The organism is Lachnoanaerobaculum gingivalis (assembly GCF_003862475.1).
GTDB lineage: Bacteria > Bacillota > Clostridia > Lachnospirales > Lachnospiraceae > Lachnoanaerobaculum > Lachnoanaerobaculum gingivalis.
On sequence record NZ_RRCO01000001.1, the window covers coordinates 725,790 to 750,265 of the forward strand.

A 24,476-nucleotide genomic window follows, 5' to 3' on the forward strand; every position below is an offset into this window, starting at 1 on the left:
TTTACTTAGTGCATATTTGGATTTACCTGCTTTAGTTCTCCCATATATTCACCAAAGAGAAATAATAACTCTTTAGATGTATCTTTAAAGATATCCGTATCGATTACCGACTCTAAGGCTTTTTTCCAAAGAATTGAAATGATATCTTCATATCCCTTTAAAACAAACCTTATTCCTTCTTCTATCTCCGGCTCACTTAACAAATGTTTTCCTATACCCTCCATCATTTCTTCACGAATTTTAAAGGAATCTTTTTTCATAAAATCCGGAATCCAATACCTGATACCTAAAGGTTTATCTATATACAAGCCCTCATCTGAGGCATATAGCATAATTTTATAGCTTTTTGTATAAATACTTGTATTAAGGAAAAATAATATAAGATACTTAAGCTTATATATCCACTTTTCCTCTATCACATTTGACAGTATGCTTTTTATTTCTTCAGATAAATCCTGTATATTATAATCTCTATACTCCCGAATTTTTTCGCTGAGCCACCTGTATCTGAAACTTTTAAAATATTCCTTTTTTTGTTTTTCCCTATTCATTTGTCTTCTTTCTTACCGGTTTTATATTTTGAAGTATGTCATTCACAGCTTTTTTCCATGCCCATGATAATGGCTCCCTACAATTAAACATAATCTGCACTGTTTCTCTACCTATCTTCCCCAGACCTGTTTTATGATATATTCTCTCATCTATTCCGGGTATAATAAAATCAAAGCAATACATTTTTACACATCCTTCTTTCTCCAATTCATCATATTCTAAAAACTTTATCCCGGTATGTGCTTTTGAAAGCAGATTTTTAAAATCAGTTACCAAAGTTTTTACTTCTGTATCTTCACTGACTTTAATAAGGCTAATACTTAGATTTACATCTCCGGCAAGATTTGTTTTTATTATCTCAGGTCTAAAATTGGTAGGATATTTTATTTCTCTTATCTCTTTTGGCATATCTATAAAAGATGAAGGGGTGTATATGGATATGACATCATTAAAGTATGAAGCTTTTATAAAAATCTCAAGCTTACCGTCTATAAAATACCCTTCTTTTAGAGACATATCTTCATTCCCACAGTATTCTAATTTAAGTGGAATAATTTTTTCGTCGATATAGTTGCTCATAGTAGCCCTCTCAATAAATTCAACTTAATAATACTCTATAATAACTCCAGACTCATATTTAATATCCAAATGGAAGCTTTCAGGTAACTTGATTTTATTTAATTTTATACATTCATCAAAAAGATAACCTTCTGCATCTATATACCGTAGCGATTTTGGGAATTTTACTTCTTCTAAATCCATCGCTCCCATAAAAACTTCACCACCTAAATATATTAAACCCTCCGGTAATTCTACATTTTTTAGACCTGTATAGCAAAATGCCAGTTCTCCTATTTTTTTTATGCTTTCAGGAAATTCTATGTACTGCAAATTACTGCATCCTGCAAAAGCAGCTATCCCAATATTTTCTAGTTTTTTATTTAAATGTACTGTTCTTAAGTTTTCACAACTTTCAAAACAAAATAGTGGGATTTCCACCAAATTTTCCGACAACTCTACTTCTGTTAAATTTTTACATCCCGAAAATGCAGCTGAATTAATTTTAACTACACTGTTAGATATAATAATTTTTTTGAGTTCAGAACAATTTTTAAAAGCACTCTCTCCAATTTCCATTACCCCATCAGGAATTTTAATTTCCTTCTTTGGCATTATATATGCTGAAATACCCATTTTGTATTTAATTAAAACATTATTTTCAATTAGAAATTTAGATTGAAAATTTAAAATGATATAGCATAAGATAACACATATAAACAGAGTAATTAAAACATTATTATACTTTTTACTATTATATACCATTGCAATCTCCTATTTTGGTCTAATTAATACCTTCCATATCGTCACATATTCTTTTTATTTCATTATTGATTACATCGTTTACACTTATACTTGTATCAAATTTATATAATAACTTAAAGCTTCCTTTTTCATACTTTACTCCCTCTAATTGTCTGCCTATACATAGTTCAGAACTCCCTGAAAAATTATAGTGATAATAATTATACACTATTACTGGTCTATCCCGTTCATAAATCCAGTCTCCAGGATATCTGTTACTCTTCACTTCAATTATTATATAGTCGTTATTTGAACTTACTTTTTTAAGGTTATCTCTGAATTTTTTTAGATTAGCATCATATATATTATCAAATCCTAATAATAAGACCGAAAGAGCCACTCCTGCACTTGTACTATCCATACCTACTTTGATGGCAGTAACATTTAGGATATTACTTACCCACCTTGGTATTGACCTCGAATCTATAATATTATCAATTAGCTTTTCTAATAGCAAAGCGTACCATGAGTTAAGATAGTATATACTTCTTGTAGCTCCATGATGATTCTCTTTTACCATTTTTTCATAATTCGTAGGGTATATGTCTTCATGCTCTTTATTAATAACCCAAACCCCTGATACTTCCTCCCTTTCACCATTTTCAGTTTTCACCTTTTTTAATATATGTTGGTCCAAATTCCCCTTGAGTACATAATCAAACTGGTACATGTTGGGAGCATCTATCTCAATATAATATTCTATTCCGCTATTTAAAATTATTTCAGCATAGATACATATCTCACCACTTCCCTTCACTTTTTCAATTAGTTCGTATGCACCTATATATTTAATAGATCCCAACATATTTTTCCAATAGATAAAAATTGAACCCAGATCTGTGATTGACTTACGAATATTATAGTCTATATATATACAAAAATTATAAATTCCTGAGTTTTTAACCTTTACATGACCTATAAAGTCTTTTTTGTCACTTTTGCGACTCCAATTTTTCTTTTCATCTTCAACTATTTCTACAGCATATTTTATTTTCACATTATCATAGCTTGGTAAAGTTTGCCCTGATGTCTTAAATGAAACTAAACCACCCTTATTACATGTGGCTAAAGAGTCCTCCATAACGGCATAACTTTCCTCACCAACTGCGGTATCAAATATTTTCATGTTTGAATTATCGGTAGCCCACCACTTTCCAAGTTTAGGGTCACATTCACAAGGTTTACTCCTGTTTTTATTGCACATTCCAAAGCCTTTTATATTGTCAGTAGTACTGTCATTTTCTGTAATTAAAGGCCTTCCATCTGAAGTGTGCACTCCATGATCATCTTTCAAGTTTAATACGCATGTTTTGCTTCCATAGCTGCAGGAAACCTCTGCACCTCTTACCACATATTCATATCCTCCATATCCCTTCATTTCCTGATGCTCATACATTTTCTGTATACCGTCTGCCACTTTGCACCCCTTTCTTCGGATTTGTACTCCATTACTGCTACAGAATTTTACTCACTTATATACACTATCTCTTCTTTACTGCTTAGTCTTATATTTCTTGCCTTTATAGTCAATTTATCAGCTGCACTTATGCTCAAATCTCTACCGCCTGTAAGCTTGAATCTTCTATCATTTAATGTCAGTATATCATCTGCAATGAAACTTATTCCCTCCTTTGAGAAATTAAGACTTTTCTTTCCAACTTCAAATTGCTTTTTATTTTCATCACTACCTTTACTGCCGAAGGTTCGTACTACATACATATCTCCTGTTCCCATACCTGATATATAAAGTTGTGCTTTTTCTCCTACATCAGGTACCGCATATAATGCATTTCCGGTCTCAGGATACCACTCAAATCCATAATCCGGCTCTTTTTTGTCTATATCAAGTCTTAAGTATACTTTCCCATCCTTATATTTCTTAATTTTTCCCATAAGGCTCAAACCTATTATATTTTCATTTCCAAGCGGATATATCATATCGTCTATATATGACCTTTCAACTCCTTGAAAATTAAATATCAGTTCACCCTTTGTAAACTCCACCTCTTTTTTATATAAAGTTAAAATCTTATTATCTAATGCTATGTTATCACCTATATCATAAGAGTTATATGTCCTTAGTCTATACTCTATCCGACTTGTATTCTCCTTTTTCTTGATCAGATCTCTGCTCTCACTTATAATACCTCCGGGCTCAATCATATTCCCTGTATGTATGCCCATATGAATATGTGGCCTATCATATTCCATACCCGGATACAGAAATGTTTTTATGTGGGATGCCATCCTAACTGCAAATGCCCAGGCACTCTCCTTATAGCAAAGTACAGGCCTTTCAATTTCCTTATCCTTTATATTGTAGTTGCCGATATTTCCTGAGTATCTTCTAACCACATCACATGCAAGGTCACTATAAGTTTTTTCTATATTTTGAAATAATTCTGTATGCTCTTTATTGTCTAATTTTTTACTGTATGAATATGCTTTAAGGTCAAAATAATGTACATCGGCGGATGAATGAATGCTTATTTCTTCCACAAATCCTCTAAATACAGTGTTTCCTTTGTATTTTATATGGATATCCATATCCTTTTTGTCTGTAAGAATTGTTTCTCCGGGTTTTTCCTCCAACACCCCGTTAATATTACAGCAGGTATGCATGTTTGGAACAGTTTTTATAACAAAATTTTCAACCAGATAAATAGGTAATGCTATTTCTATTTCTAAATTTTCTATAATCAGCATAAAAAATCCCTTTCTGCTCACACCAAAAACACATTTTTCAACTTATATGAATACCTTCACCACTCACAGTTATTCCGTCTTTTAATATTATTTGTGTATCATCTTGTAAAAGCATAATCCTTTTACCTGCCACCATGGATATATTTGAATCCTCACTGCTTATCTCAACAGTGTCCTTTGCTTTTATCAAAATACTTCCACTGCTTACTATCTTGACTCCTGTACTGTCATTTAGTTCAATATAATCTCCCGTATCGCTTTTTATGGTTATACCGTCCGGTGTCAGTCTTATTTCCTTTCCGTATTTATTTCTCCAAATCTTATTTTCAGGATCGGTTCGTATTCCATCGCCCTCATTTTCATGTACCGCACTGCAAACATAGGCTTTTTCTTCATTTTCTGTGGGAAAATACAGTCTTACGCTGTCTCCCTCTTCCGGCATACAATACCACCCCGCTCCGTCACTTGAAGAATATACAGTGGAAAAATCAAACCATCTTTCTATTTCTTCATCCTTATTTTCTATATCCTCTATTGCTATCTTAACCTTTTCTTTTTCTACATTTGTAACTTTAGCGTAAAGTGATGCTCCTATTATTTTTAAATCATACTTGCTTTCTTTTTTTACTATATAGTCTATATCCTGTGTTAAATAATATGTATGGTAAAGTTCACTTCCCTCTGTTTTAGATAAAATTTTCACTATACGGTAGTCCCTTCTGTTAAAGCTTACTCTATCTCCTAAACAATGGATTTCCCTTGATTTGACTTCATAAACTGTATATTCTTTATTTACAACAATACGCACATCACCAGAAGTTAAAACCTTGCTTTCTCTTTTTGGCATACCGAAAAAATACTTTACCCCCTCACTCTGATAATCCGGCATTACCACTGTCTGCTTTAAAGCTGCAATCCTTTTTATAAAGTTCCAGTCATTTTCTTCATACTGTACCAAAAATCCGGGCAATACTCCCTTTCCGTCTTCTCCTGTTATATAGTATGACTCTTCATATCCTTCTTTTAATGCATTAAGTATATCAGCATATTCTCCGGTACCCTTAGAAAATCCTCTTGTATGTACTTTTTCTTCCATTAAAGAACTTCCTGTGATCAATTCCAATTCAACAAGGAAACTTCCACTTTCTTTAAAAAAACATATCTTTTCTAGCAGTCCATAAAATATCGTACTCTCTTTATCTGTTTCATCAAGGGCATTAACCCTTACCCATCTTGTATTTTGGGCAGTATTAATATACTCTTCTTCTCTTTTTTCTTCTATTATGGCTCTTATTATTGCCCTACCATGCTTGCCCACCTCATGTTTTGCTTCATATCCCGTTACCGCAAGTACATCAAAAATATCAAGTTTTATAAGGTTTTCTCTCATACACTCTCCTCCACTTCCACAAACTCTATTCCCTTAACATCTCTTCTTATTAAACTTTCTGCAAAATCAAGATTTACAATAAATCTTATCTTTTTATTCTCTTCCCTGACAGCTTTAAAGAAATTATTGAAATCAGTGTTTAGCAGATTTTCGGTATAAAGCAAATAATAGCTTTGCATCTCTCTACTCTCTTTATCTATCAGCATAACTCTTTTTACAAAGATTTCTATATCAAAAAGAAGCAATACCTCTCTAAATCTTTCTGAAATAAGAGGATATACATTCATCATCAAATCAGGAAATATAAAATTCTTTGTTTTTTCTATTTCAAGAACAAGCTCTCTTGGCATTTCATAAAATCTTTCATTAAGAGCATCTATATTACTTGGAATATTCTCTAAAGTATATATTCGTATCCCTCTTGTATTTTCAAGATTTTCTTTTATATAAAAATATGGCAAGTTTCCTTTCATAGTTTCTCCATAATTATTCTCTTTATATTTATTGTTCCATGTTTCTACCACTGATGGTATTCTTTTGCAAAGTCAAAGTAGAAAAACTTACTCTTGCCAACCTCCAAGATGTCTCCTTCTTTTAAATCTTTCGATGTATATGTTGCCGATTCATTTAGCCTTACAAATCCCATTGACTCTTCTCCAAGAAGTGTTCCTTGCAAATTTCTTGTATCATAGGCTATAACAGCATGATTCTTATCTCTTATATCTTCATCTCCTATAATCTGTATGCTCATAATATCATGACTTCCTATATAGTTTTTTCCTTCCACTACATTGTAAGACTTTCCTTGACGCTTTCCTTCTATACATACAAGCCATGCATAAATCGGCTTTTCTTCTTCAAAAGAAAGATTTTTACCTACCCTTTTATCTCTGTATTTTTCTTCCTCCGTTGGTTTTTCTCTTTTAAGCTTCCTATACTTTCTCTCTTTTTTTATCAGTTTTTCTTTATCCTCATTATCTATCTCTTCATATTCAAATCCCGGAAAATATTTGATGATTGCGGATAAAAGCTCCACATACATGAACTTACTCTCACCTATTTCCAAGATATCTTTATTTTTAAGAACATATTTATCATATACAGGCTTATTATCCATATATACAATTCCGTCAGCTCTTGCAGGAATCAGGTTTGCTTCTCTTGTCTCTTTATCAAAAAACACCAATGTAAACTTACCCGGCATCTTCTCATCCCCAAGTATCTGTATCTCATTGTCTCTGTCCGTACCTATAAAGTTTTCTCCAAAGCTTATTACATAACTCTTTCCTCGTCTTACACCCTCTATACATACAAGCCATGCACATACCGGTCTCTCTTCCTTTAGGGAAAGTCCACATTCTTTTCTTAAATTTACATAGACTTTTTCAGGAGTGTCCAGATCAAAACCGCAGTGCGGACATATTGTTCCATATCTTGTTTTTGAAAACCTGTGTCCGTAAGGGCAGTCCATTATGTTTGACATCTTTTCCTCCTAACTGCTGCTAATCCACCAAGATCTTTCTTTGCATAAAGCCTGTGTTTTTTTGTCCGTCCGGATCTTTTGCACTGTTTAATATATCCAAAAGTCCGGTATAAATTTCTTTATTGCTTAAGTGGGTTCCCTTTAGCTTCCCTTCTTTAAATGCAATATAGTTTTCTATAATACTTCTATCTATTCCTTCCATACTGTTTATGACCATATAACAAAAGATTCTGTCAGTTTCTTCACATTTTTTTGTATTAAGGTATTCTTTAGCATATGCTTTTAATACATCTATATTAAATGACTTCTCACCATAACCTGCATAATCTGCATTCATCAGATGTATAGTATCATACTCAGATCTCATGTCGGCAAAGTCAAGATAAGTATCCCTTAATATAAACCCCGACTTGAGCAAAAAGTCGCAAAGCAAAATCTCTCCATCACTATTTTCTTCCTCTTCAGACAGAAAAGCCTCTATTTCGCTTATTATAAAGTCTTTATCCCTTACCTCTTTACGCTTTAACTTTAAATACTCCCTTTTCTCGGCATTCGTGTAGGCTACTTTTATTTCTTTATGTATCTGATATACCTCTCCTTTTAGCTTTACAATTCCCTTTCCTATGATAATACATTTATTTTCATGGTCTGAGCTTAATCTTAGGCCTCTTATAACTCCGTTTGTATATCCATCATAAAGAATTGAGAGCAGATCCCTTGGGTAGTCTCTTATTATTTCAAGTGCTTCTTTTTTTAAGATTCTTCCGTTCTCAAACAAAGGGTATCTGTTTTCCATTAGCTTCTCCTTCTATATTTAGTGTTCTCCATCAAAAAAGTCACAAATCCACTCGTCGGTTTCAAACTTATACTCCTGCCCCTCTCCTGCATATAATATATCTTTCAACCTATATACCGGTACTATCTGAAATCCCCATTTTTTATAGTCTACAAAGGCAAATATCTTCAGTTCTCCATTTTGTATATCATCAGTGTCTTCCTGCTTAATATATCCGCTATATCTTCCGGCAAGTTCCATCCTGTCAGTCTCTCTTGCCTCATCTTTTTTAAAGTGAAACAGATATTCGTATCTTATATTCTCCGAAGCATCATACAGATACATTCTAAGTAATATATCCTCCAAACTTCTTAACAAACTACCGGTCATTTTATTACTTTCAAAACCGTCAATTAGTACTTCCTCTTTGCCTGAATAGGACAATGCCTTAATCTTATATGGTATCAGTGCTTCTTCTTCTCGAATATCAAAACCTGCATATCCTGTACGCTTATCATACAGATACCTCATAAGTCCATCGACACATGCAAGTTTAAGTTCTTCTTTTTTAACACTTCCCCCACTTTGCATCATATTACCGGGTACAAATTCTTTCAGTGCATCTCTAAAAAGACCGATCTTGCAGGACTGCCCTGTAAGTCTTATCATATCAAAGTTATAAAGTTCCCCATTTATATAAAGTCTTTCCATAAATGCTTTCATAACCGCATATATTTCACCGGCAATAAGCTTTTCCACTTCATAACGGTTAAAATTTATCTTTGGCATTTCCTCCAGTATCTCAAGCTTATCTTCTTTAAATACAGAAATCTTATAACGATCCGCCTCAAGCCTTAGAAGTCCCGACTTTATATTCTTATCCTCCGGTACCTCTATAGCGATATCATTTCCCGAAAAAAGTCCTTGTTTTATTTCATCTGCCAGGGTGAATAAAAAGAAGTAATTATTTCTTACCCTGTAATACCCTTCCTTTCCATAGGTCTCAAAGTTCTTAAAAGCAGTAGGTAAAATTTCTTCCACACTTTCATAAGCTTTTTGCAAACCCTCGTAGAAGCTTTCCACACTTTCCTCATCAATATATCTGTAAGGATCTCCTGAGAGTTCATCAATCACTTCACTTCCAAGATCTTTCTCAAGTCCAAGAAGTTTGGATACAATTTTCAGTTTTAGAAGTTGCATTATTCTGTAGGTAATATTATTACCTCCAAAATCCGTATTACCGTTTTTGTAGCTGTTTTCCATGATATAGGTCTGTATATCACCCTTTGCATGTACCTTAAACTTACAGGCACTAAGATCCGTGGTTCCTCCTCCACAGTCCATTATCAGTGCCTTATAGCTTTCACCGTCTTTTAAGCGATTTTTCTCCCTCATCTTACTTATAAAACTATAAAGTACTGCCGTGCTTTCATCCAAAGTAACCTTTATTTCTACCGATAGCATTTCCGACAGAATACTAAGCATTTGCTCATACACATGCTTTTGCTTTACCGGTACTGTAATATACACCTCTTTTATACGGCATTTAAAACTGTCCCTTGTAATGTCCAGTACATGCCTTAGGTATGCCCCTATAATCTCTATTCTTTGTACGTATCTGTACCTTCCCTTTGAGTCTGTGAGTTCTTCCTTCCTCTCAAAATCTCCTACCCATCTTTTGATATCATAAAATACTGAAAATCCTTTATCCGTATAGCTTAGATTGGCATACCACAAAGCTTTTCTCCCGAAAGCGTACTCTATACTACCTTCTTTAACCTCTGTTACCGCCACAACTGTTGGAATCATCATCTCTGTAAAATTTTCTCCACCAACAGATTCAAAAAACAGTGTATGGCAGATAGTATTTTCCTTTATACCTCTTTGCTTTGCAGTATTTATCTGTCTGTAATAGCTGCTGTCCGCATACATGGCAACAGTTGTATTGGTAGAGCCCAAATCCAGAGCTATCGGCATATGTAAATCTATAAGTGGAAGTACTTCAAAGTCCATTATAGGAAGTTTATAGGCTTTATATCTTAGAAGTGTCGTATTTCCTTCTTCATTTCCCATATATGTATGATAAATAAATCCGGAAGCCTCTCTTTCCATAAGATAAAGGCTGTAATCCTTGATTTCTGTAGCAACACCTGGCAGATCCGCCTCTTTTACCAAATATAAAGAATCCTTTTTATCTCCCATTGCTACAACATTAAAGACGGCACACACCTTTTTATCTCCACTTACAATCAGAGCATTTGTATTTAAGAATTTATCTTTGTACTCAATTTTATAATCATCTAAAAAATTTAATGCAGCACCTTCATAAATACTGATCTTTCCGGATATGCGAAGTTCTTCTTTCTCCGGCTCTCTTATGCTGAATTTATCAAGAACTTGCTCTATACGTTCCCTTCCACCGGGTATCTCTTTTCTTATCAACTCATCTTCAAAGCTTTGGCAATATGAAAGAATCATCTCTATAAGCTCTTCATTTGTCAGGTTCTTATCAAGTCCCTTTACTATATGCTCCCTACGACAAACCTCCCTTAGTCTGTATTCACTCATTAACTCAAGCTCGCTTCTTGAATACAGTGCAGCCTGTTCCACTTTTATTTCTCTGTTAAGCTTATAGCCCATAGCATTCCTACCGTCCTATACCTTTATTTTTATAATAGCCTAATATATTGCTATCTCTCCGATTCTCATACTCTCACCTACTCCTATGACACCAAAATGATGTTTCCAAAAGACATCCATTTCATAAGACAATGACAAGAACATATCTTTAAGCATTTCTATTGTTTCAATATCTTTTTTTGTCTTATCCACCCCTGTAAAAAGAATAAGTTTTTTAACATCCTCACTATGAATGTAAAGATTGGAGTTTGGATAAAGCTCTCTCAATGCTTTTTTAAAAATGGTGATATAATCACCGCAGCTATATAAATCAAGCAGACAAAATATAATTCTTTTCGCCTTTTCAAAGCCAAGATAAAATAGTGTCTCTCTAAATCTCTTCAAAAATGCTCCCGACTCTATCTCTTTTAAGATATACATCGCCCTAAGCTCCTTTTTATCCGTTCCGCTCCTAAGATCCCATACTGCAATATAATGCATCATCACATCCAGAAATAGTTCTCGTATATGTTCATATCCTACTATATCCGGCAAAAATATATCACCCAGTTCATTTGAAAAACGATACAAAGGATTCACTTCCAATTCCGTATCTTCAACTGTATCATAATTTAAAAAATCAAAAGAACTTTCCGTATACGGGCTGGGACTTTTACTGTTTATAAATCTAAGTTCCTCCAATTTATATCCGTTTTTCTTTGCTTTTAATACAATTTCCCATATACAGTTCATACTTTGCTCCTACTTTTAATAATGAATGTTTTATTGTTTATAAAGTACTTTAACATTCCTCCACTTAACAATATCCGCTACTTTATCTTATTCCTATTCATAATACTCCACATTTACAGCATCATCATACTTCAAATCTAAAGAAAACCCTTTTGGTAATATTATTTTTTTTAAGCTTGGGCACTCATCAAAAAGATATCCTTTTGCATCTATTATTTCCAGTGATTTTGGAAACTTTATCTCTTCTAATTTCTCAGCACCCATAAATACCTCTCCACCTATATATTCCAAGCCTTCCGGAAGTTCTACTTTTCTTAAACCGGTATAACAAAATGAAAATTCATCTATTTTCCTAATACTGTTTGGGAAGTCTATATACTCCAAATCCTTGCAATTAGCAAAAGCAAACATGTCAATATTATCTAATTTTTCATTTAGTACTACCGTTCTCAAATGTTTGCAACCTTCAAAGCAAGCAAATGAGATTTCTGTTACATTCTCGGGTAACTTAACCTCTATTAAATTTTTACAACCTAAAAAAGCACAAGAATTAATTTTTACTACACTATCAGGTATAACTACTTTTTTTAACTCTGAACAATTTTTAAAAGCTTTTTCTCCAATCTCTGTCACACCATACGGAATCTCAATTTCCTTTTTGGGCATAATATCTGCTAAAATCCCTCTTTTATATTCCAGTAGAACGTTGTCTTCGATTATAAACTTGTGTTGAAAGTTTAACCCAATATATATTACAACGGATATAATTATGAATAATACTAAAAATGTGATTTTCTTTTTACTGCATCTATTGCAACTTCTCATTAAGCCACCTTATCTTTATGTCTTTTAATTCAATTTGTATATAAGTAAATCAAAACTATATAGCAAGTTTTTCCAATAGTAATGACTTCTACATCCTACTCTATATATATCAGCTTAACATTTTCATTAAATTCAATACTGTCGGCTATCGCCTTACTTACAGCAACTTCTTTTAATTTTTTACAATTTAAAAATATTTCGCTTCCAACATTCTCCATAGACTTCGGCATATAAACTTTTTTTAAATTTTTACAATCAAAAAAGCATCTGTAGCCTATATAAGTTACCCCCTCCGGAAACTCTACATTTTTTAAATTTTCACATTCGCCAAAAACCATTGAACCAATTACTCTTAATTCTTTTGGAAATACCACACTTTCTATTTTAGAATTGTAAAAGGCATGATCTGCTATGCTGACTGTTCCCTCTTTTATAACAACCTCCTGCGTTTCTTTATCCAAGGCTTCTATAAGATGATTACTCACATATTTGCAGCCATACTCATCCTCTCTAATATTATTGTAGAATTTTGTATCTTGAAATGCATACCCTATATATTCAGGACACCCTTCAAACTTCACATCTTCTAAGTTTATACAACCTGAAAAAGTTCCCCATTCTACTTGTTCAACCTTATTTGGAATTAATATGTTTTTTAATTCAATGCAATCACCAAATGCTTCTTTACCAATGTATTTAAGATTTTTAGGCAATACTATCCTACTCAGTTTCTCACAACCTTTAAATGCCCAACTATGTATATCAATTACTAAATCCGGTATTGATATGTCAGTCAGACTTTTACAATTATAAAATGCTGAAAATCCTATATGTTCAACACTCTCAGGTATAAAAATATCTTCAAGATTTATACATTCTTCAAAAGTACTGTTCTCTATATATTTTAAACCTTCCGGTAAAGAAATACTTTTTAGGTTCTTTGAATACCTAAATGCCCCACTTGCAATCACTGTAATATCATTCGGTATTATAATATCTTCTTCACTATCGATCGATTTAAACAAAATATGCCTATAACATTTTAATCCGTAGGGGCTTGTAGGCAAGCTTTTAAGCCACTTCGTTTCTTCAAAAGCATATTCGCCAATTTGAGTAATACTATTTGGTATATTTATTTCTATAAGGTTATAACATCCGCTAAAAGCACTGCCTTCTATGACCTCAACATTTCCTAATTGTATGATTTCAAGATTTTTACATTCAGAAAATGTCGCCTGCCTTATAATATTTAAATTTTCAGGTAATATCACTTTTTTCAGGTTTGTGCAGCCAAAAAATGCTTCTTCACCAATATTAGTTACAGAAGATGGTAACTCCACAAACTCAAGCGTGGAACAATTACTAAAAGCACCATACTCAATTGTTTCTAAAGATTTACCAAAATCTATATTACTCAAATTAATGCAGTTTTTAAAAGCATATTCGTGTATTATTTTTACACTCTCAGGCATATGTACTTCTTTAATAAAAATACAATTTGCAAAAGCACCATACATTATCTCTGTCGTACCTTCAGGTATGGTTATAATCACATCCCTTTTTACTTTTTCCACTATACCCCATTTGTAACCAATAACTTTGTTATTTTTTATAACTATATGTCCTCTAAAATTTAATACTGTGTAGAGAATACAAATAATAATTATACTGAAAATAACTATGCATAAAAAACTACATTCGAATTTCTTATTTGATTTCTTCAACATATAATCACCTATATACTCATTCCGAAAAATTGTATAATTTAATTATATCTTTCATATTCTTTGTGCCAATCTTGCAATCATTAACCGAGGCTTTTAATTCAATATTTGGTTTATTCTTGAGCTTTTTTATCTCCCCCCACATATACTTTTCACCATATAGTGTATAGACATCGCCCTCTTTGTTATTCTTGTCGTACCATGAAACTTCTGTTCTTCTTCCCTCCACATCATAAATATTACTTGTACTTGTATATCTATTATCTTCATATATGTCTATCTTTATAAGTTTTCCTCCCCACTCTATCACATTATTATAAACAGACATTTGCTTAAGCAATATATCTATTTCTGACTCAAAAAAATTTGTTGCTAAAAAGTCTATTGCAGTAGCGTAAACCCCTACTGCTGCATTATATAATCCTGCTGTAGTAATAACTGTTGTTTTTATTCCTCCCAATATAGTATCTTTCAACTTATCTTTAGATTCCTTTATAAATTGTTCATCTTCTAATGCCTTTTGAAAAAAATAGGAATTCACTTCATCTAAGTAAACAATATATCTTTTTACAGTAACTAAACCAGTATTTGTTGCAAACCAGTTTTCACATGTATGAGGTAACATCCATTGCACTAAACCTATATCATTAGAAATTATCTTATCCTGATTACCAATCAGTTTATAATCAAATGCATTTTCTCTCTTACAATCTATCTCGAAATAATAATCTCTATTCGCATAAAGTTTAATATCTATCCAATATTTCCAGTGGTATGCAACTGTTTTACTCTCATGAGAATCTATATCAATATATAATATTTCTTCCGGAAACCTGTCTTCTCTAATTATATCATGCTTTTTTATCTCGTACTCACCTATACAACAAGCTTTACCACGTATATGTTCATAAACAAATATAAACCCAGGTACCTCTATAATTGTATTATTATAAAACTCTATGCCAAAATTATATAAACCCGAATTTCTAACCCTTACATGACCGATAAAATCCTTTCTATCTCTCCCTCGCCTCCAACTTCCTTTTTCATCCTCAACTATTTCTACAGCACCTTTTATATACTCATTTTTATAGCTTGGTGTATTTTGACCTGATGTTTGAAATGAAACTATTCCCCCTTTTGAACATATTGTTGTTGCATTCTGTGTAACTGCTCTACCAGGTTTTTTAGCATCTTCATTTGATATTATTAAATTAATATTTACAACATCTGACCACTCTCTCAATTCCGGCTTACATTTACACCAATTGTTTTTATTTTTCTTACACATACCAAAACCTTTTACATTGTCAGACTTATAATCATTTGATGTAATTAGTTGCTTTTCATCTGCTGTATAAATTCCATTTCTATTTATCAAGTTTAACACACATGAGCTACTTCCATAGTTGCAAACTACTTTAGCCCCCCTTACAACATAATCATAATATCCTTTCCCTACCACTTCCTGATAATCATACATTTTCTGTAAATTGGTTTTACCGTTTTCAGCCATACTTATTCACCCTTACTTGATTACAATTATAAATTATAACTATTTTCCAAAACACCTACACAACTATACTCATCAAAACCAAGATCAACCTGTGAAACAGCGTATCTTACCATCCCCTCACAAAGATTGCTGTCACTGTTTCTTAGGAACCTTAAAATTAATTTGGGGCTGTCTTTCTTTATCGCAATCTCTCCCTCAAAAAAACTATTCATATCAGGTAAGATTTTATCTTCTTCTTTTAAAAATTGTTCCTCTACAGCTTCAAACCTTTCACAGGATTTTAAAGATATATACTCTGAAATATCCAGTTCTTCAATTATCCTTTCTATTTCTGCCTTGGTATGTATTTTTACATTTCTATTTTTCTCCCATCTTCCAATCATGTTTTCTTTTCTTTTATTACTTATTAAATCTATGGGTAATTCTTCTTTTGTATAACGAATATCAAAGATATTATAGCCGGTAAGGTCACTGTAGCTTTCCTCATAGGACTTTATAAAAATTCTTTCATCTTCATGTCTTATGCTGACCATTCCTTCTGTTTTTGCTATCAGTCTTAATGCTACTTCTTTATCTTTTGATAATACCATCTCCCTCTCATAGTACAATCCGTCGTTACTTGGACTCAAAAAAGTGCTGCTTTTAAATATAGTTTTTTCTATATTCCATACCGGATATATATCTTCTTTGATCATATCAGAGTATTTCCCATAGTCCACTTCCACTCCTCTTGCATCATCCGGAATATCTGACAAGTCAATATCAAAAAAACGATCAATATATACTGTATTTACAGTATCCCATATAAGCCCGTTGTGTGAGAAAGTTTCATGTAAATTAGCTACTTCTCTCCTGTATCGAAAAGCTTTCTTAGGCTTTACAAAAATCTCCACTTGTTCTCTTTCTTTTGTGAAAGTAACTCTCAATTTATCCTTTGAAAAATTTTTGCAAATACTGTCCGTTGCATTTAAATATACAGCTTTCACATTGTTTTCTCTTTGTTTTTCTTCTATTGCATCATTCTCCTCTAATACATCTTCCTCAGATATAGGATAAAATCGTTTTAAAAATACCTTTTCTTTTTTTGAAAGCAACATTATCGCAATTTCATAACTTTCTTTCCTATCTTCCAGTTCATCATATACTTTCTGATATAATGTTTTGAATCTTTCTTCAAATACTTCACTCATCTTATACAGGCCTTCATATAAAACACTTTTAGCCAGAGCATATTCATCTTCATCCTTTATCTCGGAAAGTCTGTCCTTCACATATTTTTTTACATCAAATTCGTCTAAATATCCCATATCCGTATCAACTCCTATAATATCAGTTGGAAGAAGACTCCGACTCGCTTGTTTGCTGTACCGTAGATTCATTAGTCGCTGTGGAGGGTACTGCTTCTTTCTGTTTTTTCTCATCAATCCTTTTTTGTACATCATTAAGCTTTTTATCCATCTCTATGGTGTTTATCTCATCATTAAGCTTGACATAAAGTCTTCTTGCATACTCATAGTTTTCCCTTGCTGTTTCAAAATCACCTCTTAAAAAAGCCTCATCTCCTGTAATTGCATAGCCGTTTGCAGATTTTTTCTCCTCCTCACTTTCATTGATTTTCTTATCTGCTGTAGAAATTTTTTCTTCGATTTCAGCAAGTCCGGCACTTTCGCCTGATTTTTCCAATAAATCCTTTGCTGTATTATAATTTGCTCTTGCTGACAAAAAATCCCCCTTACTTAATGCCTCGTCTCCTGCACTTAACATATCATTTGCCGATTGAAAGTTCTTTGACTGTTTATCCGCTTCAGCTTGTTTTCCCTCCTGATCCTTTGCAATAGCTTGATCCACTGCTAAGAGTTTTGCCTCTGCCTTTAACTTTCCCTCTTCATAGCCAATCTTTCTTGCCTCATTTTTTGCATCAAGGTATCTTTCTCTTGCCCTATCATATATTTCGGAATCCAAAAGAATATCTCCATTATCCAGGCTCAGATTTACGCTTTCATATCCTGATATAAAATTAAGTTTTCCTTTTACATAAGAAATCCCGGCATTATCCGCATATGGAATTTCATCCAGTACCAGCTCATACAGGGATTTTGCTTCACTATAACTTTTCCCATCATATTTTTCATCTACCTCAAGTATTCCCTCTATAACTTGTTCATAGTGATAAAGCAAGTCTTTCATTTCCTTATCTCTTAGGCTTTCCGCCTTCTTTATAGACTCTTCACATTCTGTATCCGCTTTTTTATAATTTTCCATTTCAATAAATTTAAGCATCTTATCATAATGTGTATCCATATCTTCTTTCAATTCTCTTCTATACCGACTATAAAAATAAAAAGCAATAAATGTCGCCAAAATTAAAACTACAGCAACAATCGAACCGATTAAAATAAGCCTTCTTCTTTTTTTCTTCTTTGTGTCCGACTCAATAAATACTTTATCAATATAAATTCCTGCAATGGTATAATTGTCAATATATTTTCTGTTTTTATCAAGTAGAGCAGTTTCCACTTCTCCGAGACATTCGCTTGGATCTTTTCCACTGTTTTCAAAAATCTTATCAATTTCTCCCTCGGACACATTTTCCCAAATGCCCTTTGTATAGAGAATTAAAATATCTGTATCAAAAAGCTTTATTTTCCCTGATATCACAGGTGAAAAATTCTTCTGCCCCAAGTATGCATATAGATTACTTCTTTGTTCATGCCTTGATAGGGCATCTTCACTAAGTAACTCCTTTGATACCATCTCAGTACTTAGAGATGTATCGGTACTTTTGTAAAAAACCTTATTATTTCTGTATAACCTTATTCTTGCATTTCCGGCATAGGCTAAACGTAAACTTTCATAATCAGTTATTGCAACTACTATTGACGCTTTCAATCTCATGTACTTTTCAGCCTTTAAAAGTACTTCATTGGCATATTTTAGGTACTTATGTATACTCGTCTTTGACATTGACGGTTTTTCCTGAAATTTTGCAATTATACTTTCAACCGCTTCCTTTGCAGACTCGGTATCTGCTATATCCTCAATACCGTCTGCCAATACATAACAGGCAAAATTATCAAGCTCTGCATAAGCAAAATAATCACTGTTTTTAAGTGCACTGCCCTCTTCTGAAATAAAGTTTGTATTAAATCTGCTGTTTTGCTTACGCATTGTCCCCTCCTATATTCCAATAAGTATCAGTCCCAGATTAGCCGTTTCTTCATCTTTATTCTTGATAACTTCTATAATCTCTCTCGCTTTTTCTTTGCATCCATTCTTTTTTACAAGAACCTCTTCAATTTCCCTAACTGAAATACTGTTTTGTACACTTTCAGTTATCATAACAACTATATCTTTTTTCTTTAATTTTATCTCGCTACTACTTACAAGAGGAGACATATAATCATCTCTTCCTACAAAGTTATATGCCCTGTTTATATCTGAAATTCTAAGTGCCGCCTCTTTACTTAAAAGTCCCTTATTTACTTTTTCTTTTATAAGTTCCTCCATAATCTGTCCCCTACTAAGAAGTATCAGTTCCTTACCACGAAATACATAAACATTCATATGTCCGACAATACCATACTTTAGTATATTTCTATTAAGTATAAGACAACCTGCATATGCTTTTCCTGTCTCCAGTGTATTTAAAACATTTGTATTAGCTAATTTAAATGCCTTTTCAAAGAAATTATCCGGACTTTGTGTACTGTCATATTGATTATATAATTTAGTAAAAGTTCTGACTGTTGTCAGTGCTGCAACTTTTCCGACATAATCTCTTCCTTCTCCTGCTGTAAGAATCGCCATCATACCGGTATTCATTCTTTTAAGTCCATATGCATTTGCCTGAATCTGTCTTTTTCCTATATCAAGCACAGCCTCTGCATCAAATATCCGTTTTTTTTCTTCCGTAATTTTTATACATATTCTCATGATTAAAATTCCAAAAGCAATTGTAATGCAGATTACATCTGCCCAAAAAGCAGTTCCCATATTTATTTACCTCTTATTGTTCTTAGTTTCTACCATGAAAACTGCTTACCACATAAAGCAATATATAAAAACTCGCTCTCACCCATGGTAATTACATCATATGTTTCCAAAACCTGAGGTGTATACACAGCTTTTCCATTTAAATAGGTAATCCCTCCTCCTTCGGTACATATCAAAGTTCCTTCAAGGTCTCTTTCATCAAAGGATAAAATAGCATGATTTTCCTGTTTTATTGCATTATCACCTATAATTTGAATATCCATAGCATCTGTTCTTCCTATATAGTTTTTCCCAAATACTACTCTATAATCCTTTCCATACCTCGGTCCTTTAATGCATACCAACCATGCACACACAGGCTTTGTTTTTATTCTGATTAGACTTTCTTCAAGTTCCTCGTCATCAAAAGATTCCTCAATTTCTTTTCTTTCAGTCATATCCATGTTACAGTATGGACATATATTTCCATATCTTCTCTTTGAAAACATATGTCCATTTTTGCATCGTATTAAATTTCCCATAACTCTTACCTTATCTGTAATTTATTCAGTCCAATAAAAATATAGTCGTTTTTTACAAGTCTACTTTGTCCGTCTCTTATATTATAAAGTTTATCCTCTAAAAAACCTTTAATCTGTGTTCCGTTCTTACTCTGCATATCTTCTATATACCAGAGCCCCTCCACATAATTAAGTACTGCATGAATATCACTTACCGTTCCACCAAAAGCAGTATCGCACAGGTCTATATCTATATCTTCCTCACTATTTTTCTTTCCTATTACAACCGAATTCTTCCCTAATATACTCCAACTTCTTATAACTGTATTTTCCTCGCTTAAAAGTACAAGTTCTGACAAAAATGTATCTTGTATCTTTTCTCTTTTTAAAGAAAAGTCCTTTATCAAAAAATAAATCAAAGAACCTGAAACTAAAAAAGAAAACATATAAAATATATATCCGCCATTCCATGCTCTTCCAAAGATCCCTGTAATTATGGCGCACAATATAGCCATAGTTATACCTAAAATATCAATTAAACATCTTTTATTCATATATCTCTCCCCTACTTTTATTCAAGTAGGGGTGATTTATTCTCCCTACTCGTCTACATGACGGTATTTGCTGCAAGGCGATAATTCCCTGACGCCAACACTATAAAAAAACAAGGCTGCATGACAAGTCATACAGCCTACATTTCTAACGGCTGATTATCTGTTATTCGGCTGCATAACCGCCTTCCACTATCAGACCTGCCATTTTATCTTTTTTCTGTTTTATTACAAGAGTAAAGTTTCCAACGCCTTCCTCATCTCCATGCCTCTCTGTATAAGCAACTACAAATGCATTAGGAAATACATATTTTCTTTTTGTAATTCCTGCTACAATCTGCTCTACAGTAACCTTTCTGTAGCAATCTTTGCTCTGTGCAGGAACCATTGACCAAAGTGCCATGTTTTTTGTAGAATCAAAAGGATCTCCATCTACCGCAGTCAGAATCTTTCCTGTGATTTCCATGGTAGCACCGGCATCATTGGTACGTGCATTTGAATCAATCGGAATATCAGTAGATAAAAACACACTGTTTACGCATTCCTTTGCCAGTTCAAAACTTTCATTACCCTCAATTTTTACTTTATATGCCATGCTTAAACCCTCCTATTCCTTATTCTCCGGCATATCCGCCTTCTACAGTCACTTTCGCATTATTATCCTTCTTTTGACGGATATGAATGTAAAACTCTCCTGTTCCGTTCACATCATCTGCCCTCTCAGAATACTCTACAACAAAAGCATTTGGAATGACATACTTCCTTACAACAGCTCCTGCTGAAACTACTGTAACCTCTGCCACTCTGTAACAATCTGCATTTTCAGATGGTATTTGAGACCATTTTGCCAACTTTAATACGTCATCACTGTCAGCTCCGACATTGTACAAAACTCGTCCCCATACCTTGACTCCTAAGCCATAATCTGTCGCCTTAGCATTGGAATCTTTCGGTGACTCTGATAAAAATTCAGCATTTACAATACTTCTCTCATCAAAGTCCGCTACTTCTGAACCGGTTACTCTGAATCTAATTCCCATTGTGCTACCTCCTATAAAAGTATTATTATAGTAAAACCTCTTAAAATATTATAAAAATATTTTTCGACTAACAAAGTTGCAGGTATATTACTTTATGTAATTTATTCTCCTGCACGGTTTAACGGTACTTCAAGTCTCTTTATTGCATTACCGAAGCTTATTTCTATTGTGCATACACCTGCTGTTTCATCCGCTTCATAGGTAATATCATCACCTGCACCAAGTATAGCATTAATATTTGACCTCTTTGAAAGCCAAACACTCTTTTGACTTGAAGGATTATTAGAGAAAAACTTACCTATATTCTCTGATTTGAAGTCACCTGTTGCATGTCTTAAAATTCTTTCAATATAATTAGCTGTTTGTGTTTTATAAATCGGCTCATAACTTCCACCCGACAGTTTTAAATTTCTTGCTTTGTAAACCATTATATGGCTGATATTTTCTCCATCTAATACCGCATTCTCAGAAGAAAATACAAATCCGAATCCTCTTTTGTTAATATCATCTTTAACACTATTAGTAAACCCGGTTATCTCTTTAGACATTGTAGTATGTACCTTAAGTGAATTGTTCTTAGCCTCAATATCAAATCTCACTCCCGGTAAATCAGTATCAACATCTTTTTTAAAGTACTCTTTTAAATACTCCGGAGACTGATAACTTGCCACAAATCCGGCCGCCACATAAGCTGCGCCTATATATACTCCATCTATCCAGAGTTTCATAATATCTTCTTTCGCCTTAGAAAGTTCTGCCGCCTCGTTTTCATTGATTATCATCTTGCTTTCAAGCTTTACCCCCGACTTATCCTTTGGAATAATGGTAAAGTTAGGCACACATGGAATCAAATATTCTGAATAAGGCTTTCCGCTAAGACCTGAACATCTATCATCAAAAAATCCTACACCGGTCATTGCCATACTGTTAAATGTTGTCTTATCTCCGGTTTCATATGAATAAAAACACTGTACACCATAGTCCTTTAGTGCATCCGCAATCCTTGCCAATGATTCAACGCTTATATTCTCTGATTTTACACTGTCTTTATTACCTTTAAACCTCTCTCTTGTTACATTCATCTTTGATTTTTCATCTAAAGACACACCTGCAACAATTGCATACCATACAGTATTACTGTAATCATTTTTTTCATTCACTGTATTCAGATATGCACAAAGTTTTGGTACATTTAAACTGTTTGCCATAACTTCATTTTTTACATTTGCAATAAGCAGTGTCGGTTTCATACCTTTTACCTGCTTTGGATACTGCTCAAAAAATGCCCATACACCTAAAATTTTTTCAACTAAAGGTTTTACAACTTTTATAAAATCATCCTTTGCATTCTTATAAAATTCAAGATATGTATTATAGTTTGCCACTTCTTTTTTGACATCTATCTGACTTTGCATAGTTGAATTTAAAGGACAAAATGTTCTTACTACCAGCTGCTTTACATAGCTGTTACCCTCAGCATTAAGTGCATCATAATCCTCCTCAAGGGCTTCTATCAAGCCGGCATTTGAGTTATCATCTGCAAGAACAAGTCTGCTCTCTTCCACTTTCGGTGCTTCAATTACTGTAAGTTCTCCCTCAGAAGACATTGTTAGAAGCCCTAATGTTAATGCGTCATTACTCTTTGACTCTTCTGATTCCCCCAATAAAAGTCTTGTTTTTATATCGGAAATTGCCAACGGAATCATAGCCATAAGGTTTTGATAATTTGCACTTGCCTCTTCAAACATTGAATTAAGTTTATCCCCGAGATCAAGCTTATGAGGGTCTCCGTCTTCAAGCTTTGCATACTCTGCATATGTATACTGAAGTTCTTTTCTAACCTGCTTGATATCATCCATTACTTTTGACGGTGAAATCATCTCTGTAAGCTTTTCAAATTTAAAATCTGCATTTATAATTCCCTGACTTCTTTTTGTCTCCACCAAGGTCATAAGCATTTTCAAAAAATCATTATGTGCATTTAGATGAACTATGCTTAGCATATTCTCCGGAACACCTGCAGGTTTCTCTTTTGAATATACAATTTTCCCCGTTGATGCATTAAAAAAAGAGTATACTGTAGGGTCAAACTTTTCTAAAAACTCATCAAAATCTTTAACCAAAAGTGCTTCATTGATTTCCTTTACTTTATCATCACTTAGACTATCCAACCCTCTTACATCACCTACTAAAGTGAGTAAGTTCAGTTTCTCCGGATTAATCTCTTCAATCAATAAAGTACGATTCGTTTGCCTTATAATACTCTCTGCCATCCTTGCGTCTCCTTTAAAAAATATTAAGTTTTTTACTTGCACCTAATACTACCTTCTTAAAAATGCACAAAAATACCCCTCATTTTCTCCTATAATATCACATCAAGCGCAAGACTTTACGTCCACATTTTCTAATATTTGCATTTTATATATTTTTCTTCACACTTTTCTTACTGGTTTAATATTATCATATGAAAACTATATTTTCAATACTAATAATATAAAATTTATTTTCCGGAGTTAAAAATATCCTGACAAAGCGGCAAGGCCAAAACACCTTGTATTGTCGGTTGTATAATTAATGTTGGGGTTTGGCATTTGCCAATCTCAACATTTTTTATTACTATAAATAAAAAACCTCCAAGTTCCCGGTTCATGACAATTACACTTGGAGGAGGTGTTCATATGAACTAC

At 33.2% G+C, this 24,476-nt stretch carries 22 protein-coding genes; all 22 read right to left on the bottom strand.

Annotated elements, in window-relative coordinates:
- Positions 1 to 5: 5 nt before the first annotated feature.
- On the bottom strand, positions 6 to 551 hold the full coding sequence (locus EHV10_RS03335; RefSeq protein WP_128673398.1) for a hypothetical protein: 546 nt from the start codon (positions 549 to 551) through the stop codon (positions 6 to 8).
- Positions 544 to 1,131 (bottom strand): hypothetical protein, encoded by a 588-nt coding sequence (locus EHV10_RS03340; protein ID WP_128673399.1) that lies wholly within the window; start codon positions 1,129 to 1,131, stop codon positions 544 to 546. Before EHV10_RS03340 ends, EHV10_RS03335 begins: the two co-directional genes overlap by 8 nt.
- Before the next feature lie 24 nt (positions 1,132 to 1,155).
- Positions 1,156 to 1,875 carry a leucine-rich repeat domain-containing protein gene (locus tag EHV10_RS03345; RefSeq protein ID WP_128673400.1) on the bottom strand — a complete coding sequence of 240 codons (720 nt, stop codon included), beginning with the start codon at positions 1,873 to 1,875 and terminating at the stop codon, positions 1,156 to 1,158.
- Between the two features lie 19 nt (positions 1,876 to 1,894).
- Positions 1,895 to 3,331, bottom strand: a complete 1,437-nt coding sequence (locus EHV10_RS03350) for a DUF4280 domain-containing protein (RefSeq protein ID WP_128673401.1) — start codon at positions 3,329 to 3,331, stop codon at positions 1,895 to 1,897.
- A 47-nt stretch (positions 3,332 to 3,378) separates the two neighbouring features.
- Entirely contained in the window at positions 3,379 to 4,620 is a 1,242-nt protein-coding gene (locus EHV10_RS03355; RefSeq protein WP_128673402.1) for a hypothetical protein, read from the bottom strand.
- A gap of 37 nt (positions 4,621 to 4,657) precedes the next feature.
- Complete coding sequence (locus EHV10_RS03360; RefSeq protein ID WP_128673403.1) at positions 4,658 to 6,010, bottom strand: hypothetical protein; 1,353 nt, start codon at positions 6,008 to 6,010, stop codon at positions 4,658 to 4,660.
- On the bottom strand, positions 6,007 to 6,483 hold the full coding sequence (locus EHV10_RS03365; RefSeq protein ID WP_128673404.1) for a hypothetical protein: 477 nt from the start codon (positions 6,481 to 6,483) through the stop codon (positions 6,007 to 6,009). The genes EHV10_RS03360 and EHV10_RS03365 overlap by 4 nt, the downstream gene beginning before the upstream one ends.
- A gap of 44 nt (positions 6,484 to 6,527) precedes the next feature.
- Entirely contained in the window at positions 6,528 to 7,493 is a 966-nt protein-coding gene (locus EHV10_RS03370) for an FHA domain-containing protein (protein ID WP_128673405.1), read from the bottom strand.
- A gap of 19 nt (positions 7,494 to 7,512) precedes the next feature.
- Positions 7,513 to 8,289, bottom strand: a complete 777-nt coding sequence (locus EHV10_RS03375; RefSeq protein WP_128673406.1) for a hypothetical protein — start codon at positions 8,287 to 8,289, stop codon at positions 7,513 to 7,515.
- Positions 8,290 to 8,307: 18 nt separating this feature from the next.
- Positions 8,308 to 10,908, bottom strand: coding sequence for an acetate and sugar kinases/Hsc70/actin family protein (locus tag EHV10_RS03380; RefSeq protein WP_128673407.1), 2,601 nt, complete (start codon positions 10,906 to 10,908; stop codon positions 8,308 to 8,310).
- A 39-nt stretch (positions 10,909 to 10,947) separates the two neighbouring features.
- On the bottom strand, positions 10,948 to 11,640 hold the full coding sequence (locus EHV10_RS03385) for a hypothetical protein (RefSeq protein ID WP_128673408.1): 693 nt from the start codon (positions 11,638 to 11,640) through the stop codon (positions 10,948 to 10,950).
- 93 nt (positions 11,641 to 11,733) lie between these two features.
- Positions 11,734 to 12,465, bottom strand: coding sequence for a leucine-rich repeat domain-containing protein (locus EHV10_RS03390; RefSeq protein WP_128673409.1), 732 nt, complete (start codon positions 12,463 to 12,465; stop codon positions 11,734 to 11,736).
- A gap of 95 nt (positions 12,466 to 12,560) precedes the next feature.
- A complete protein-coding gene (locus tag EHV10_RS03395; protein WP_128673410.1) occupies positions 12,561 to 14,192 on the bottom strand; it encodes a leucine-rich repeat domain-containing protein in 1,632 nt (543 codons plus the stop codon).
- Between the two features lie 16 nt (positions 14,193 to 14,208).
- Positions 14,209 to 15,705 carry a DUF4280 domain-containing protein gene (locus EHV10_RS03400; RefSeq protein ID WP_128673411.1) on the bottom strand — a complete coding sequence of 499 codons (1,497 nt, stop codon included), beginning with the start codon at positions 15,703 to 15,705 and terminating at the stop codon, positions 14,209 to 14,211.
- A 26-nt stretch (positions 15,706 to 15,731) separates the two neighbouring features.
- On the bottom strand, positions 15,732 to 17,012 hold the full coding sequence (locus tag EHV10_RS03405; RefSeq protein ID WP_128673412.1) for a hypothetical protein: 1,281 nt from the start codon (positions 17,010 to 17,012) through the stop codon (positions 15,732 to 15,734).
- 22 nt (positions 17,013 to 17,034) lie between these two features.
- Positions 17,035 to 18,873 carry a PP2C family protein-serine/threonine phosphatase gene (locus EHV10_RS03410; protein WP_128673413.1) on the bottom strand — a complete coding sequence of 613 codons (1,839 nt, stop codon included), beginning with the start codon at positions 18,871 to 18,873 and terminating at the stop codon, positions 17,035 to 17,037.
- A 9-nt stretch (positions 18,874 to 18,882) separates the two neighbouring features.
- A complete protein-coding gene (locus EHV10_RS03415; protein ID WP_128673414.1) occupies positions 18,883 to 19,698 on the bottom strand; it encodes a protein phosphatase in 816 nt (271 codons plus the stop codon).
- A gap of 29 nt (positions 19,699 to 19,727) precedes the next feature.
- Positions 19,728 to 20,219, bottom strand: coding sequence for an FHA domain-containing protein (locus EHV10_RS03420; RefSeq protein WP_009220548.1), 492 nt, complete (start codon positions 20,217 to 20,219; stop codon positions 19,728 to 19,730).
- A 5-nt stretch (positions 20,220 to 20,224) separates the two neighbouring features.
- Complete coding sequence (locus tag EHV10_RS03425) at positions 20,225 to 20,752, bottom strand: FHA domain-containing protein (protein ID WP_128673415.1); 528 nt, start codon at positions 20,750 to 20,752, stop codon at positions 20,225 to 20,227.
- A gap of 163 nt (positions 20,753 to 20,915) precedes the next feature.
- Positions 20,916 to 21,344 carry a hypothetical protein gene (locus EHV10_RS03430; protein WP_009220546.1) on the bottom strand — a complete coding sequence of 143 codons (429 nt, stop codon included), beginning with the start codon at positions 21,342 to 21,344 and terminating at the stop codon, positions 20,916 to 20,918.
- 19 nt (positions 21,345 to 21,363) lie between these two features.
- Positions 21,364 to 21,789 (bottom strand): hypothetical protein, encoded by a 426-nt coding sequence (locus tag EHV10_RS03435; RefSeq protein ID WP_007595584.1) that lies wholly within the window; start codon positions 21,787 to 21,789, stop codon positions 21,364 to 21,366.
- A gap of 101 nt (positions 21,790 to 21,890) precedes the next feature.
- Positions 21,891 to 24,062: a transcriptional regulator gene (locus tag EHV10_RS03440; protein WP_128673416.1), complete on the bottom strand. Its 2,172-nt coding sequence runs from the start codon at positions 24,060 to 24,062 to the stop codon at positions 21,891 to 21,893.
- Positions 24,063 to 24,476: the final 414 nt, after the last annotated feature.